The 15,428-nt window shown below is 66.3% G+C and carries 13 protein-coding genes; 9 read left to right on the forward strand and 4 right to left on the reverse strand.

Going from position 1 to position 15,428, the window contains the following annotated elements:
* Window positions 1-2: 2 nt before the first annotated feature.
* Together NG1_RS11725 and NG1_RS11730 are read right to left on the reverse strand one after the other, a co-directional pair.
* Window positions 3-1,211 (reverse strand): cytochrome P450, encoded by a 1,209-nt coding sequence (locus NG1_RS11725; RefSeq protein ID WP_062970070.1) that lies wholly within the window; start codon window positions 1,209-1,211, stop codon window positions 3-5.
* A 188-nt stretch (window positions 1,212-1,399) separates the two neighbouring features.
* Window positions 1,400-2,185: an SDR family oxidoreductase gene (locus NG1_RS11730; protein ID WP_062970120.1), complete on the reverse strand. Its 786-nt coding sequence runs from the start codon at window positions 2,183-2,185 to the stop codon at window positions 1,400-1,402.
* A 160-nt stretch (window positions 2,186-2,345) separates the two neighbouring features.
* On the opposite strand from NG1_RS11730, the gene NG1_RS11735 reads away from it, so the two are divergent.
* Both NG1_RS11735 and NG1_RS11740 read left to right on the forward strand, forming a co-directional pair.
* Window positions 2,346-3,581: a cytochrome P450 gene (locus tag NG1_RS11735; protein ID WP_062970121.1), complete on the forward strand. Its 1,236-nt coding sequence runs from the start codon at window positions 2,346-2,348 to the stop codon at window positions 3,579-3,581.
* Between the two features lie 88 nt (window positions 3,582-3,669).
* Entirely contained in the window at window positions 3,670-5,166 is a 1,497-nt protein-coding gene (locus NG1_RS11740; RefSeq protein ID WP_062970071.1) for an acyl-CoA carboxylase subunit beta, read from the forward strand.
* Window positions 5,167-5,219: 53 nt separating this feature from the next.
* On the opposite strand, the gene NG1_RS11745 is transcribed toward NG1_RS11740, so the two are convergent.
* Both NG1_RS11745 and NG1_RS11750 read right to left on the reverse strand, forming a co-directional pair.
* Window positions 5,220-6,347: an NDMA-dependent alcohol dehydrogenase gene (locus NG1_RS11745; protein ID WP_062970072.1), complete on the reverse strand. Its 1,128-nt coding sequence runs from the start codon at window positions 6,345-6,347 to the stop codon at window positions 5,220-5,222.
* A gap of 50 nt (window positions 6,348-6,397) precedes the next feature.
* Entirely contained in the window at window positions 6,398-7,216 is an 819-nt protein-coding gene (locus tag NG1_RS11750) for an enoyl-CoA hydratase/isomerase family protein (RefSeq protein WP_062970073.1), read from the reverse strand.
* Window positions 7,217-7,617: 401 nt separating this feature from the next.
* Between NG1_RS11750 and NG1_RS11755 the strand changes: the two genes are divergently transcribed.
* Genes NG1_RS11755 through NG1_RS11785 form a run of 7 tightly spaced genes read left to right on the forward strand, consistent with a single transcriptional unit; the run spans window position 7,618 to window position 15,418 of the window.
* Window positions 7,618-9,243, forward strand: a complete 1,626-nt coding sequence (locus NG1_RS11755) for an AMP-binding protein (protein WP_062970074.1) — start codon at window positions 7,618-7,620, stop codon at window positions 9,241-9,243.
* Window positions 9,244-9,245: 2 nt separating this feature from the next.
* Complete coding sequence (locus NG1_RS11760; protein ID WP_157113997.1) at window positions 9,246-10,079, forward strand: amidohydrolase family protein; 834 nt, start codon at window positions 9,246-9,248, stop codon at window positions 10,077-10,079.
* A 26-nt stretch (window positions 10,080-10,105) separates the two neighbouring features.
* Window positions 10,106-11,158 (forward strand): acyl-CoA dehydrogenase family protein, encoded by a 1,053-nt coding sequence (locus NG1_RS11765; RefSeq protein ID WP_062970076.1) that lies wholly within the window; start codon window positions 10,106-10,108, stop codon window positions 11,156-11,158.
* Between the two features lie 13 nt (window positions 11,159-11,171).
* Window positions 11,172-12,374, forward strand: coding sequence for an acyl-CoA dehydrogenase family protein (locus NG1_RS11770; RefSeq protein WP_062970077.1), 1,203 nt, complete (start codon window positions 11,172-11,174; stop codon window positions 12,372-12,374).
* A gap of 32 nt (window positions 12,375-12,406) precedes the next feature.
* Window positions 12,407-14,065 carry a thiolase C-terminal domain-containing protein gene (locus tag NG1_RS11775; protein ID WP_062970078.1) on the forward strand — a complete coding sequence of 553 codons (1,659 nt, stop codon included), beginning with the start codon at window positions 12,407-12,409 and terminating at the stop codon, window positions 14,063-14,065.
* Window positions 14,062-14,967 (forward strand): alpha/beta hydrolase, encoded by a 906-nt coding sequence (locus tag NG1_RS11780; protein ID WP_084498856.1) that lies wholly within the window; start codon window positions 14,062-14,064, stop codon window positions 14,965-14,967. The genes NG1_RS11775 and NG1_RS11780 overlap by 4 nt, the downstream gene beginning before the upstream one ends.
* A 34-nt stretch (window positions 14,968-15,001) precedes the next feature.
* Window positions 15,002-15,418, forward strand: coding sequence for a Zn-ribbon domain-containing OB-fold protein (locus tag NG1_RS11785; RefSeq protein WP_062970079.1), 417 nt, complete (start codon window positions 15,002-15,004; stop codon window positions 15,416-15,418).
* Window positions 15,419-15,428: the final 10 nt, after the last annotated feature.

The raw sequence follows: 15,428 nt of genomic DNA on the forward strand, positions 1-15,428 counted from the left end.
GCTCAGGCGACATCGAAGGTCACCGGGAGCGCGGTCGGCGAGCGGAAGGGCTGGCCGAAGATGTGGGGATCGCCGTCCGGCAGCAGGGTGATGTTCGTCAGCCGCTGTAGCAGCGACTCCATCGCTACCCGGGTTTCCAGGCGCGCGAGGTGCAGGCCGAGGCAGGTGTGCGCGCCTGCGGTGAAACTGATGTGCGGAATGTGGGTGCGGAAGATGTCGAATTCCTCCGATCGCTCCCAGCGGCTCTCGTCGCGGTTCGCCGAACCGAGGCACAGGTCGAGCACCGCGCCTTCGGGGATGCTGACGCCCTCGAGCTCGGTATCCTGTGTCACATACCGCTGCACCAGTGTCAGCGGCGTTTCGAAACGCAGCCCTTCTTCGATCGCCTGCGGGAGCAGGTCGCGGTTCTGCTGGACCGCGGCGAATTGCTCGGGATGGGTGAGCAGCTGAAAGAGCAGGTTGCCCGACGACCGGTAGGTCGTTTCCAGTCCCGCCGGCAACAACAGTCGCAGGAAGGAATAGATCGCGCGGTCGCTCAGTTTCTCACCGTCGATCTCGGCCGTGACCAGATCACTGATGATGTCGTCGCTCGGCGCGGACCGGCGGAGTTCGATATGACGGAGGAAGTATTCCTTCAGATCCTTGGACGCCTGCAGTGCTCTCGGCACGTTGCCCGCGTAGCTGATGATGGCTACGGCGGCTTCGCGGAAGAACGGCAGATCCTCCTCCGGTAGCCCGAGCAGCCGGGCGATGACCCGGGTGGGGAACTCGAAGGTGAAATCGCGCACCAGGTCCGCGCGCCCTTCCTCGATGAACTCATCGATGAGTTGTTCGCAGATCGGCCGGACGACTTCCGGCTCCCACACCGCCAGCGATTGCGGCTTGAATGCCGCGGACACCAGATTCCGGTGCGCTTTGTGGGTGAGTCCGTTCATCGCCAGGATGGTCGGTCCCATGAACACGCCGATCGTGCTGTCGTAGAGCTGCGTGCTGAACACGGTGTTGTTGCGCAACGCCTTGTTCACCGCTGTCCAGGACACGGCGGCGAAGGTGTCGGCGGGGCGCAGTTCCTCCGGGGTTCTGGAGTAGTCCATCACGGTTCCGTGGAACACGCCGCCCTCGCGCCGTCGAGCGGCGAAGAAGGGGTAGGGATCATGGGGATCGGGAACTTCCCCGATCGTTTGCGATTTGTCCTCAACTGGACTGTTCACAGCTCACCTCTGACTCGAGTCACACCGCACGGCAGTTGGAGTGAAACATACTGTAACCCATACAGTAGACAACCTCATTCACTTCGGCAATGCCGTGGACCAGGGGGCTGTTGCCGGATGTGGTGCCGCTCCGCAACGACAAGGCGCGGCCCGCCGTCGGGCGGACCGCGCCGGGTGTCGTGCTGCGGTCAGAGTTCGATCGCGGGGCCGACCGTCATCGGCGCGACGAATCCTCCGTCGACGTGGATGTCCTGACCGTTGACCCAGCGGGACTCTGGTCCGGCCAGGAAGGCGATCACCGGCACGATGTCGGCGACCGAGGCGTGCCTGCCGACCGTCGCTTTCACCGTATCGAGGACTTCCTTACCCATCGAGGCTTCGAAATCGGTGAGGATGGGCGTCTCGGTGGGGCCGGGGCTGACGGTGTTGACCCGGACGCCGTACTTCTGCCACGCGGACGGCGCGAGGCGTTTGGCGAAGATGATCGCGGCCTGCTTGGACGTGCTGTACACGGGATAGGCCGGGTCCTGCGACTCCTGCCAGCGTTCGACGGAGTCGGCGTCGGTCGCCGACAGCAGGCCGGCCAGGTCGTCGATCCGTTGCTGCCAGCCCAGCGCGGCAACCGAGGCCACGGTGACGATCGCGCCGCCCTGGCGCAGCAGCGGCAGCATGCCGGTGGTGAACAGCCGCATGCCGAGGTAGTTCACCTTCAGGACGTCGGCGGCGGGGGCGGTGCCCGGCACGCCCGCCACAAAGGCCAGCGCATCCCAGTCCGGTCCGATTCGTTCCAGCAAGGCGGCGATGGCACTCGCATCGCGCAGATCGCACGTCTCCCGCTGCGCGGCGGGTGTGTCGTTCGGGCGCAGATCCACCGCGAGCACGTGGTCACCGCGCTCGTGGAAGTGCGCCGCCGTCGCGGCGCCGATGCCCGACCCCGCCCCGACCACGACGATCCTGCGTTGCTGAGAGACCATGGATTCCACCGTTCCGATGCGCACACGGGCATCCGTTACAGAATGCTTGACAGTAAGGGCAACTATAAATCAGGCTGGTGTCGGAGACAATGCCTCGGGACGCCGCATGCGCGGCGTATCGAGGCTCTGGGATTATTGTGAGGACCGGGAAAGGGTGCTGATGAGCATGCCGATCGTCGATGAAGCCGCGAACGTGCTCGCGGATCCCACCGCGTACACGGACGAGGCGAGGCTGCATACCGCCTTGGCCGCTCTGCGCGCCGACCGTCCGGTCGCGCGGGTGGAGGTGCCCTCGTACAAGCCGTTCTGGGCGATCACCAAGCACGCCGACGTGATGGCGGTGGAACGCGCCAACCGGGTGTTCACCAACTGGCCCAGGCCCGTGCTCATGACCGCGGCGTCGGACGAGATGCAGGCGGCCGTCGGGATCAAGACCTTGATCCACATGGATGATCCCCAGCACCGCGTGGTGCGGGCGATCGCCGCGGACTGGTTCGGACCCAAAGCGATGCGCGCCATGGGGATCAGGATCGAGGAGCTCGCCAAGCGCTACGTCGACAAGATGCGCGACACCGGAGGCTCATGCGATTTCGTCAGCGAAGTCGCGGTCAACTTTCCGCTGTATGTGATCATGTCGCTGCTCGGCGTGCCGGAGTCCGACTTCCCGCTCATGCTGAAACTCACCCAGGAGCTCGTGGGTAGTGACGACGACGAACTGAAGCGTTCGACGCCGTCGGACGAGACGATGAACTCGTTGCTCGAGATGTTCGCGTACTTCAAGACGCTGACCGACTCGCGCCGGGCGAATCCGACCGATGACCTCGCCTCCACCATCGCGAACGCGACGATCGACGGCGAGCCACTGTCCGATGTGGAGACGATGTCGTACTACGCGATCATCGCGACCGCGGGACACGACACCACCACCAGCAGCATCTCCGGCGGTCTGCGCGCATTGATCGAGCATCCCGACCAGCTCGACCGTTTGCGCGCCAACCTCGACCTGATGCCGCGCGCCACCGAGGAGATCATCCGCTGGGTGACTCCGGTGAAGGCGTTCATGCGCACCGCCGCCGAGGACTCCGTGGTCAACGGTGTCACCATTCCGGCAGGCGACTCGTTGCTTCTGTCGTATGTGTCGGCCAATCGTGACGAAGAGGCGTTCGACGAGCCCTTCCGTTTCGATATCGACCGCGAGCCGAACAAACATGTCGCCTTCGGCTTCGGTGTGCACTTCTGCCTGGGGGCGGGGCTGGCCCGGATGGAGATCGGCAAATTCTTCGCCGAACTGCTGCCCAGGCTGAAGTCGATCGAACTCGCGGGTGAGCCCGAACTGACGGCCACTACCTTCGTCGGCGGGCTCAAGCACCTGCCGATCCGGTTCTCCCTCGACTGATCATCGCCTCGACCGACCGGACGGTCGAGCCGCGTCCCCGTCCTGCTCCCGCGCCCTCACCAGCGCGCCGAACCACATAAGGCCCGAAATGACCAATGCCGAAACCTGGGAGGACACGCTCGACGATCTCGGGCGTCGTCGTGCGCGTGTACTGGAGATGGGAGGCCCCGAGCGTCTCGCCAAGCACCGGGGTAAAGGCAAGCTGGATGCCAGGACGCGCATCGAGCGGCTGCTGGATCCAGGCACCTTCCAGGAGTTCGGCACTCTGGTCGGCGGCGAGGTGGCCGCGGACGCGATCGTGACGGGGTCGGGGCTCATCAACGGCACGCCGGTGATGGTGGGCGCCGAGGACTTCACCACTTTGGCCGGCACCATCGCCCCGGGCAGCAACTCCAAACGCTATCGCTTGGCCGAGCTCGCGGTGCGCAACAAGGTGCCGTTGGTGATGCTGCTGGAGGGCGCCGGGTTCCGGCCCACCGGGGACCACTACGGGCGTACTCCCACCGATCTGCTCGCTCAGGCACAATGCTCGGGCAAAGTGCCGATGGTCACCGGCGTGCTGGGACCGTCGGCCGGGCACGGTGCGCTGATCGCGCCGGTTTCCGATTTCGCGATCATGAGCAGGCAGGGCGCGATCTTCACCGCGGGGCCACCGGTGGTGAAGATCTCGACGGGGGAGGACATTTCGAAGGAGGATCTGGGCGGTCCGGACGTGGCGTTGCCGAGCGGGGTGATCCACAATGTTGCCGAGACCGACGAGGACGTTCTCGACGAGATCCGCCGCTACTTGTCGTATTTCCCGTCGAGCGCCTGGTCCTATCCGCCGGTGTATCTCCCGGACGAGTCGACGGGCCCTCGGGCGACACCGGAGCTGCTGAACATCGTTTCCCGCGACAACCGGAACACCTACGATATGCGCGCCGTGCTCGACGTGGTCTTCGACGGCACGGATTGGTTCGAGGTGCAGCCCGACCACGGGACGGCCATCATTTGCGCGCTGGCCCACCTCGGTGGCCACCCCGTCGCGGTCGTGGCGAATCAGCCGCAGGTCTTGGCGGGGTCGATCGACGCCGACGCCGCGGACAAGGCGGCGCACTTCATCATGGTCGCCGATTCCTTCCACCTGCCGATCGTCTTCCTGGCCGACAATCCGGGCATGCTGCCGGGGAGCGAGTCCGAGCGGGAGGGCGTCCTGCGCAGCGGTGCCAGGATGTTCGTGGCGCAGACCGCGGCGACGACGCTGAAACTGCATGTGACCCTGCGCAAGGCGTACGGATTCGGCTCGATGGTGATGTCGCTGATCGGCTTCGATGGTCAAGCGGGAACCTTCGCCTATCCCGGTGCGACGATGGGCGCGATGAGCGCGGCCGCGCTGAGCAACGCTTCCCACGCGCAGGACGACCTGGCCGCCGAGTTGCGCGAAATGGAACTGAAGGCGTCCTATCATTCGGCTGAGCACATGGGGTTCGACGAGCTGATCCGGCCGGAGGAAACCCGCAATGCGCTGCTGCTGTCGCTACAACGGGGTATCTACGCCAGGCAGGCCGCTGCGGAGCCGGTGCAGCGCACCGTCATTATCCCCTGAGTGACAACGGGAAGGGCGCCGGACTCGCATCCGGCGCCCTTCCCGTGCCGAACTCAGCGGTCGGCATCGGTATAGCGGATGATGCCGCGTAAGTTGTGTCCTTCGTGAATCTCCCGGTAACCCTCGTTGATCTGATCGAGCCGGTATTCCTTGGTGATCATGCCGTTCAGATCCAGGTCGCCGAGTTTGTACAGGGCCAGTACCTCGAGAATGTCCTCGTGGGGATTGCCGCCGCCGAACAGGCTGCCCTGCAAGTTCTTCTGCAGCAGGGTACGCATCGACAGGGTCAGCGGCACCTCCGCGGCCATCGCGGTGCCCATGGCGGTGAGCACGCAGGTGCCTGCCTTGGCAGTGAGTTCCATCCACGCTTCCAGGTCGTGGCCGGCGCGCCGTCCCATCGAGGCGATCACCTTGTGGCACATGCGCCCGCCGGTCGCCTCAGCGATTCCCTCGGCGGCGGCAGCCAGGTCGGGATAGACATCGGTGGCGCCGAGTTTCTCGGCCTGTTTGCGTTTCCACTCCACCGGATCGATGACGAAGATCCGGTGCGCTCCCGAGAGCACCGCGCCCTGCAGGGTGGACGCTCCGACGCCGCCGAGGCCGATGATGGCGACATCCTCGCCCGGCTGGATCCGGGCGGTGTGGACGGCCGATCCGTAGCCGGTGGTGATATCGCAGCCGACGAGGCAGGCGATCTCGAACGGGATCGTCGGGTCGATCTTGACCACCGAGGCCCGGTGCACCACGGCGTACGGTGCGAAGGCTCCGACCAGGGCCATGGGATGGACATCGCGCCCCTTCGCGGTGACGCGGAAGGTGCCGTCCGCGACGGCGGCGCCGCCGAGCAGGCCGGCGCCGAGATCGCACAGATTGCACAGACCCGCCCGGCACGGCGGGCAGGTGCCGCAGGACGGGACGAACGACATCACGACGTGGTCGCCGACGTTCAGGTCGTGAACTCCCGCGCCGACCTCGACGACCACCCCCGCGCCTTCGTGGCCGCCCAGCACCGGGAAATCGGCCATCGCGATGTCGCCGGTCACCAGATGGTGGTCGGCATCGCAGAGCCCGGCCGTCTCCATCCTGACCTTCACCTCGCCCGCCCTCGGCTCGCCGATCTCGATGTCCTCGATCGACCACGGCTGGTTACGGCCCCAGATCAGCGCGCCTCTGGTTTTCATTCGAACCTCTTCATTTTCTTACGGACTGGCGAAGGATGGGCACCTGCGGGTCAGCGGCCGTGGAACTCCGGGCTGCGGCGTTGCCGGAACGCGGCCAGTCCCTCTTTGAAATCCGCGGTGCGGCAAGCGAGTTCGAGACCGTAGAGCTCGTTGTCCATCGCCTCGGTGAGACCGGTACGCAGATTTCGGTGGATGGACTGTTTGGCCATGCCGAGGGCGACGGTCGGACCGGCGGCCAGGCGGGTGAGCAGTTCCTCGGTCGCGCGGTCCAGTTCATCGGGTGGCGTTGCCCGGTGGATCAGCCCCCAGTCGGCGGCCTCCGCGGCGTCGATCTTCTCGCCGAGCAGCAGCATCCGCTTGGCTCGGGTCACACCGACCAAGCGGGGTAGCAGCCACGTGGAGCCCGTGTCGGGACTGAATCCCCTGGGCAGGAAAGGCTCCCAGAACACGGCATCGGTGTCGGCGAGAGTGAAGTCGGCGGCGATCGCGAGATTGCATCCCATTCCGGCGGCCCATCCCCGGACGGTGCAGACCACGGGCAGGTGAATCGAGTGCACGAGTTCGATGACGCGGTGCGCGGTATGCGGGATGCGCCGGACCAGGTCGCCGGTCGGGGGCCGTTTGCCCGCGCTGTTGGTGGCGACCCAGTCGACGCCCGAGCAGAAGTTCTCGCCCGCGCCGCTGATGTGCACGACGCGCAGCTCGTCGTCGGTGGCTGCGTCGGTGAGGGTGGCCACCAGGGTGTCGATCATGACGTGCGAGAGTGCGTTGCGCCGATTCCGGCGGTCGATGATGAGGCGCAGAACCGGGCCGTCGCGCTCGACGCCCACCGCGCCGGCGTCCTCCTCGGCGGTCTTCTCGTTGGTCACTGTGGTCCCCGATTCTTCCTGCTCGTGTTGGGCCCTCGGTGCATACTGTCACATATACAGTAGAGAATACCGTTTGCCTTCGATCTCGGTGATGGATTCGACCGGTTCGCTCACTGTGCCGCAGGGGTGGGCCCTGGCGCGACCGGGGCCCGATGCTCCTGGATTTTCGTCCTCCACAAGTCTTGCGCCGAGCCGTACTGATACGTATACAGTAGACATATCTATTCGGCTTGCGGCATACGGTTCGACCGTAGGAGGTGTCCCGGCATGCGCAAGATCATGCGCGACAACGCCCTGAAAACTGCTCGGGGTGCCGGTCGCCTCCGCGTCCCGATAGGACCAAGGAACGAAACCATGGACTTAGCACATACGGCTCCCGGCTCCGGGATCGGAGCGCTCTGTTGACCGAATGGACGATCAGCGCCGTCTTCGACGAAATCGCGGCGGCAGTGCCGGATCGTACGGTGACCGTGTGCGGCGAGCGACGCCGCACTTTCGCCGAAATGGCGACGCGTACGAAGAAGTTCGCGAACTTCCTGGCCGAGCGCGGGTTCGGCGAGCACACCCCCCGCGCGGAGCTCGAGCGGTGGGAGTGCGGCCAGGACCGCATCGCGCTGGTGATGCGGAACGACCAATACCTCGACGTGATGCTCGGCTGTATGAAAGCGCGCGTCGTTCCGGTCAACGTCAACCACCACTACACCGCGCATGAGATCCGGGACCTGCTGGCCTATATCCAGCCACGCGGCATCGTCTACCACCGGTCCTTCGGATCGGTCGTGGAGCAGGCGGTGCCGGAGGGTGTCGAACTGCTCGTCTCGGTCGACGACGGCAGCGACGCACCCGAGCTCGCGGGCGCGATCGGTTACGAGGAAGCGGTGGACCTGGGCGCCGCCGAGCCGGTCATCGCCACCTCGCCGGACGACCTGGTGATGCTGTGCACGGGTGGCACCACGGGCAGGCCCAAGGGTGTGCTCTGGCGCCAGGGCGACATGTACGTCTCGTCGATGAACGGCGCCGACCACGAATCGGCCGACGGACTGCACCAGCTCGCGCGGATGACCGGTCACGTGTGGTTCGCGGTGTCACCGCTGGCGCACGCGGCCGGGATCTGGACGTCGTTCGCCGGATTGCTCGCCGGCCAGACCATCGTGCTGTACGACGATCGGCAGAAGTTCGACGCACACAACGCGTTGCGGATCGCGGAGCAGGAGAAAGCCGCGCTCATGACGATCGTCGGCGACGCCTATGCCGCACCTCTGGTACGGGCTCTGCGCGAAGGCAACTACGAGCTGTCCTCGCTCCTGGCGATCGGCAGCGGTGGAGCGGCGACCAACCCGGTGCACAAGCGGAATCTGCTGGAGTTGCTTCCGCACGCCTACGTCGTCGAAGGCTACGGATCCTCGGAGACCGGCGGTATGGGATTCGGGCGCAGCACGAAGGGCAACGAAGTGGACACCTTCGCCCCGATGCCGGGCGGGACGGCCGTCTCCGACGACCGCACGCGCTTCCTGACGCCGGGAGAGCCGGAGGTCGGTTGGGCCGCCCGTACCGGCCGCGTGCCGTTGGGCTACTTCGACGATCGCGTGGCCACCGAGCGCACCTTCCCCGTCATCGACGGGCTTCGCATGGCGATACCCGGCGATCGGGCGACCGTCGACGCCGACGGGACATTGCGCCTGCTCGGGCGCGATGCCCTCGTGGTGAACACCGGCGGCGAGAAGGTGTTCGTGGAGGAGGTCGAGGAAGTGTTGCGCGCGCATCCGCAGATCAGCGACGCGCTCGTGGTCGGCCGCCCGAGCGCGAGATGGGGAAACGAAGTGGTCGCGCTGGTGTGTGCCGATTCCGGGAACGCCGGCATCGAATCCGCTCTGCGGCAGTTGTGCAAGTCGCGATTGGCCGGGTTCAAGGTGCCGAAGGCGGTGATCTTCGTCGAGGAGATCCGGCGGCTGGGAAACGGTAAGCCGGATTATCGGTGGGCGATGCAACTAGCGGCGTCGGACGGCGCGGAAGAAATCGGAGCATGAGGATGCGGAGAGTAAACGACTGTCTGGTGAACGTTCACTTCGGTGAGCGTGACCAACCCACCTGGATGCTCAAGGTGCGCGACGACTACTTCAAGGGCGGGAGTTCGATGTACGCCCAGGTCGATCTCACGGAATTGCTCGATGAGATGGATGAGCAGGGCGTCGAGAAGGCGATCTTGATGTTTTCGATGGTAAAGCCGTCGATTACCGCGCTCAAATTCGTCGAGGCCCGGCCGGATCGGTTCTCGCTGGCGCTGAACGGGGTGGACCTGCTGCATCCGGTCGCGTCGTTGCGCGAACTCACCTCGCTGGTCGCCGGGTTGCCGGTGTCGTATACGACGGCGGGACCGAGCTTCTGGGGCGACGGACGGTATCCGCCGACCGACGCGGTCTATTATCCGCTCTACTACAAATGTGCGGAGATCGGTCTGCCGCTGTGCATGAACACCGGGATTCCGGGGCCGCCCATTCCGGGTGAGGTGCAGAACCCGATATACCTGGACCGGGTGTGCTACCAGTTCCCCGAACTGCGTCTGTGCATGATCCACGGCGCGGATCCGTGGTGGGACACCGCGATCCGGCTGCTCATGAAATACGAGAATCTGCGGCTGATGACCTCGGCGTGGTCGCCGAAGCGACTGCCGGACAGCCTGATCCACTTCATGCGCACCCGCGGTAAGAACAAGGTGATCTTCGGTTCGGACTGGCCGGTGCTGGCCATGCGCAGGCTGGTACCGGAGGCGCTGGCACTGGATCTGCCCGAGGACGTGCTGGACAACTACCTCTACAACAACGCGCAGGAATTCTTCTTCGGCGACCGATCCGTCGGCGACTGACGCGCCGGAACCAGGAGCAAACGAATATGGACCGCTACGAATTGCGCCGGCAGGATTACAGCCTGTCGGCAGATCAGGCCGAACTCCAGGCCGTTTACGCGAAGTTCTTCAAATCTCGGTGTTCACTCGACACCGTCCGCGCTGCCGAGGAAACCGGATTCGACAAGGATCTGTGGGAGCAGTTGTGCGCGACGGGCGCGACCACGATGGCGCTTCCGGAGTCGGTGGGCGGCGACGGCGCGACGCTGGTGGAACTGTCGCTGGTCGCCGAGGAACTCGGGCGCGCGATCGCGCCGCTGCCGTGGATCGATCACATCTGCGCGGCTCGGTTGCTGGCACGGCTGGGTTCGCTGACCGGGGGCGACCAGGAGGCCGCCGATGTGGTCGAGGGCAGGCGGGTGGTCACCCTCGACACTCGTGTCGATTCGGCGGATGGCCTGCGGCTCATCGCCTCCGGTTCGGCCGCCGACCACGTTGTCGTGCGTGACGGCGAGGAGATCGTGCGCCTGAGCTTCGACACCCGGCCAGGGAAGGTCGACAATATCGGCCGGCTGCCGATGGCTTGGGTCGACCCTGCATCCGCGGATCACCGGACGGTGCTCGCCAGCGGAGAAGAGGCGCTCGCGGAATACGACAGGGCACTCGACGAGTGGCGAGTGCTGACAGCCGCCGCGCTGGTCGGCCTCGTCGATGAGACCTTGCGCATCGCGGCGGAATTCGCTACCACGCGCTACACGATGGGTGTGCCGATCTCCACCCTGCAGGGCATTTCCCATCCGCTGGCCAATATCGCGATCACGGTCAATGCCGCACGTAACCTGGCCCGGCGCGCGGCGTGGTTCCTCGAACACGAGCCCGATTTCCAGCCCGGCCTGTCCGCGGCGGCGTTCGTCTACATCGCCGAGGAGGCGCCGCGAGCCGCGACCATGGCCGTGCAGGTGCAGGGCGGACTCGGCGTGGCCACGGAATCGGCCGCGTCGGCATATCTGGTGCGGGCCAGGGGTTGGCCGCTGGCCGCCGGGGATCTGGGCGCGAGCGCTGCGCAGGTCGCCGAACATTTCGCCGCCGCGTCGGCCTAGGACGGAGCACATCATGGATTTCTCACGAGTCGAACTTTCCGCCGACGACCAGGAGTTCCTGGCGGGGGCGCGAACTTTTCTCGCCACCCACGTCACCGACGAGGTCCGCCGCAGGGACCGCGAGACCGGTGACAATTTCGACGAGGGCGTGCACTTGGCCCTCGGCGCGGAGGGGTGGCTGACCGCGGAACTGAATTCCGAGGAAGAGGGCGGTCTCAACCGGCTGCGGCGGCGGATGTGGGATCTGGAGAAGCGCCGGGTCCATATTCCCTGGGTGACCTGGGGGACGACCGCCATCGTCGCCAAATCCGTTCGCAAACACGGGTCTCCCGAATTGCAGGAAGAAGTCCTGCCCGGCTTGGAGCGCGGCGAGATCAGGCTGTGCCTGGGATATACCGAGCCCGAAGGCGGCTCCGATGTCGCGATGTGCAAGACGCGGGCGGTGCGTGACGGCGACCAGTGGGTGATCAACGGCTCGAAGATGTTCACCACCGGTGCGCACAACTGCCAGTACGTCTTCCTCATCACCAACACCGACCCGGAGGCGTCGAAACACAAAAGCCTCACTATGTTCCTGGTCCCGCTCGATAGCCCCGGCATCGAGATCCAGGGCATCCGCACCGTCGACGGCGACCGCACCAATATCGTCTACTACAGCGACGTCCGCGTGGACGACAAATACCGCCTCGGTGACGTGAACGGCGGCTGGACGGTGCTGATGGGCCCGCTCAATGAGGAACACGGCGTGGTCGGCGCCGCCGACGACGGCCTCCAGGATGTCTCGATCATGGTTCACCAGGGGACGATGATGGCGAACTCGGTCGACGCGGTGGTCTCGGTCGCGGCGCGCAAGGGCCCCGACGGGCGCAGGCTGCTGGACGACCGCTCGGTCGCGTATCGCCTCGGCCGCAGCATCGCGCGGATGGAGGCGGCGCTGTCGGCGCCGCACATGTTCGGGCGGGTCGCCATCGCGCAGACCATGCGCGACATCTCGCCTGATCTCATGGACATCCTCGGCCCCGCTTCGGCGCTGCCGGTGGACACCGAAGGCGCCGCCGACAACGGCGGGATGGAGTACATCTACCGCTGGGCGCCGCTGTGCGGCATCTACGGCGGCACGCTCGAGGTCTTCCGGAACATGATCGCCCAGCACGTTCTCGGCCTCGGTCGAGCCAATTACTCGCTTCCGGCCAAGCCGAAGGCGAAGGCGAGCTGAACAGCTCCGCAGGTGGCTGGAAAGGAGCCCGCGTGGCCGACACCACATCACGGCCGTTGCCGTCGATCACACCGGAGACCGAGTTCTACTGGCTATCCGGCGCCGACGGCCGCCTGCGGATTCAGCAGTGCCGGTCCTGCGCCGCACTCAACCATCCGCCCCAGCCGGTGTGCAGGTACTGCCGCGGTGACAGCATGTCGGCCGGCGTGGTCTCGGGATTCGCCACGCTGATCGGCTTCACGGTGAATCACCGCTTCGCGGTGCCCGGGTTGCCCGCGCCGTATGTCGTGGCCCAGGTCGCGCTCGAGGAGGATTCGCGGGTTCGGCTGACCACCAACGCGGTGGAATGCGATCCGGACGACCTCGAATTGGGTCAGCGCATGGAGGTGGTGTTCCACCAGGCCGGCACGGTGTGGATACCGCTGTTCCGGCCTGCGCGGCCGGGGTCGCCGCCTGCCGCGCTCCCGGCGGACCCGATCGAGCCGTCCGCCATACGCGAGCACGTCCGGCCGATGGCGACGAGGGAGAAATTCGAGGACAAGGTCGCGATCACCGGTATCGGGAGGTCTCGGATCGGTCGAAGGCTCATGGCCGATCCGCTGGCACTGACGCTCGAGGCCTGCCGTGCTGCGGTCGAGGACGCCGGACTGCGCCTGGAAGACATCGACGGACTGTGCACCTATCCGGGGTCGGGGAATCTCGGTCCGTTCACCGAGGGCGGCGTCACGGCGGTGGAATCGGCGCTGGGTCTCCATCCGACGTGGCACAACGGCGGTGCCGAGACCTTCGGCCCCGGCGGTTCCGTGATCGCCGCCATGCTCGCGGTGGCAGGCGGCCTGGCTCGGCACGTGCTGTGTTTCCGCACGGTGTGGGAATCGACATACGCCGAACTCCTCCGCGCCGGCTCGATCGCGCCGTCCGGGGGCATCACCGACCCGTGGCTCACGCCGTTCGGGGCGATCTCGGCCGCGCACCTGCTCGCGCAGACCGCGCAACGCCATTTCCACCGGTACGGCACGGACCGGGAGACGCTGGGCTGGATCGCGCTGAATCAGCGCGCGAACGCCGCGCTCGACCCGTCCGCGATCTACCGGGATCCGCTGACCATGGACGACTACCTGTCCGCACGCCCGGTCACCACACCCTTCGGGCTGTACGACTGCGATGTGCCGTGCGACGGCGCGGTCGCCGTGGTCGTCTCGGCGCGTGAGACCGCGGCCGACCTGGCGAAGCCGCCGGTGTTCGTGGAGGCGGTGGGAACCCAGATCATCGAACGGCTGGAATGGGACCAGAGCACGCTCACCCACGAGCCGCAGGTTCTCGGGCAGGCAGCGCATCTGTGGACCCGCACGACACTGCGACCCGACGACGTGGACGTCGCGGAACTCTACGACGGATTCACCTTCAACTGCCTGTCCTGGATCGAGGCGCTCGGATTCTGCGGCATCGGCGAGGCCAAGGACTTCCTGCGGGGCGGCAAGAACATCGCCCGCGACGGCCTGCTTCCGCTGAACACCCACGGCGGCCAGCTCTCGCACGGGCGTACCCACGGGATGGGCCTGATTCACGAGGCGGTCGCGCAATTGCGCGGGCAGGCGGGCGAACGGCAGATACCCGATGCCAGGGTCGCGGTCGTCAGCAGTGGCGGACTGACGCCCAGCGGCGTGATGCTGTTGCGGGCGGACCGATGAATGCCGAACGGGCAGGCCTGGTGCAAGAGCACAGCGCCGTCGTCGCCCGCACGGTCGAGGTGGACGGAATCCCGATGTCGGCGCTGTGCGCCGAGGTCGGCGATCCGCGCGCGGTGCTCGTCGCGGTGCACGGCGGGGCGACCACGGCGCGTTACTTCGACGTACCCGGCAGCCCGTGGCTGTCGCTGCTGCGTCTCGGCGCCAGACTGGGATTCACCGTGCTCGCCCTGGACCGGCCGGGCTACGGCGCGTCCGAACCATGGGGCGAGGTCTTCGAGACCCCGCAGCGCCGAGTCGACGCGTGCTACGCCACCATCGACGCGCTGCTGGAAACGAGCGGGCGAGGAGCCGGGGTGTTCCTCGCAGGCCATTCGGCGGGCTGTGATCTGGCGGCGCGGATGGCCGCCGACGATCGCGGCGACGAACTGCTCGGCCTCGAACTGGCGGGCACCGGTATCCGCAAGCATCCCGAAGCCATCCGGATCATCGAGGAGATCCGCCATACCCGCAAGGCGGGCGCGATTCGCGATCTTCTCTGGGCCCCGCGGGATAATTATCCGCCGGAGGTGTTCGGAGGTCGTTCACTCACGGTCGGCACGCCGGGATACGAAGTCGCCGTCGTGCGCGACTGGCCGACGGATTTTCCCGCGCTGGCCCCACGGGTGCGCGTTCCCGTGCGGTTCACTCACGCCGAATACGAGCGGGTGTGGCGAGGCGACGCCGCCGCACTCGCCGAGGTCGAGGGATATTTCACCGCCACACCACGTTTCGTGGTTCACCGGCAAGCCGGGAGCGGGCACAACATCAGCGTCGGATTCGGCGCCGCGGCCTATCACCTCGGCCTGCTGTCGTTCGTCGAGGAATGCGCGCCGCGGTCGAACCATTTCGAGCCGAAATGGTGACACCTCCCAGAAATCCGAATGTGAGGAACGATAGATGCAGAGAATGATCGCCCCCGAGATCTCCAACTGGCCGGAGGAGGATTTCCGGCTCGTCGGTGGGTCGTGCGGTGACTGCGGTGCGACGGTGTTCCCGATCCAGGACCTGTGCCCGCGGTGCAGCCGGCAGTCCATCGAGAAGATCACGTTGCCGCGCACCGGGACGCTGGTGGCGTGGACGACGCAAGGATTTCTTCCGGGGGCCCCCTATCTCGGGGATGAGACGCCGAAGACCTTCGTGCCCTTCGGGGTCGGGCTGGTCCAGCTCGGCGACGTGATCAGAGTCGAAGGCCGGCTCACGGAGAACGACCCGGAGAAGCTCGCGTTCGGGATGGAGGTCGCGCTGACGGCCGTTCCGCTCGGCACCGACCAAGAAGGCAACGAGGTCCTGACCTTCGCCTTCCAACCCATCTGAGGGACAGGAG

The organism is Nocardia gamkensis NBRC 108242 (assembly GCF_001612985.1).
Classification (GTDB): domain Bacteria; phylum Actinomycetota; class Actinomycetes; order Mycobacteriales; family Mycobacteriaceae; genus Nocardia; species Nocardia gamkensis.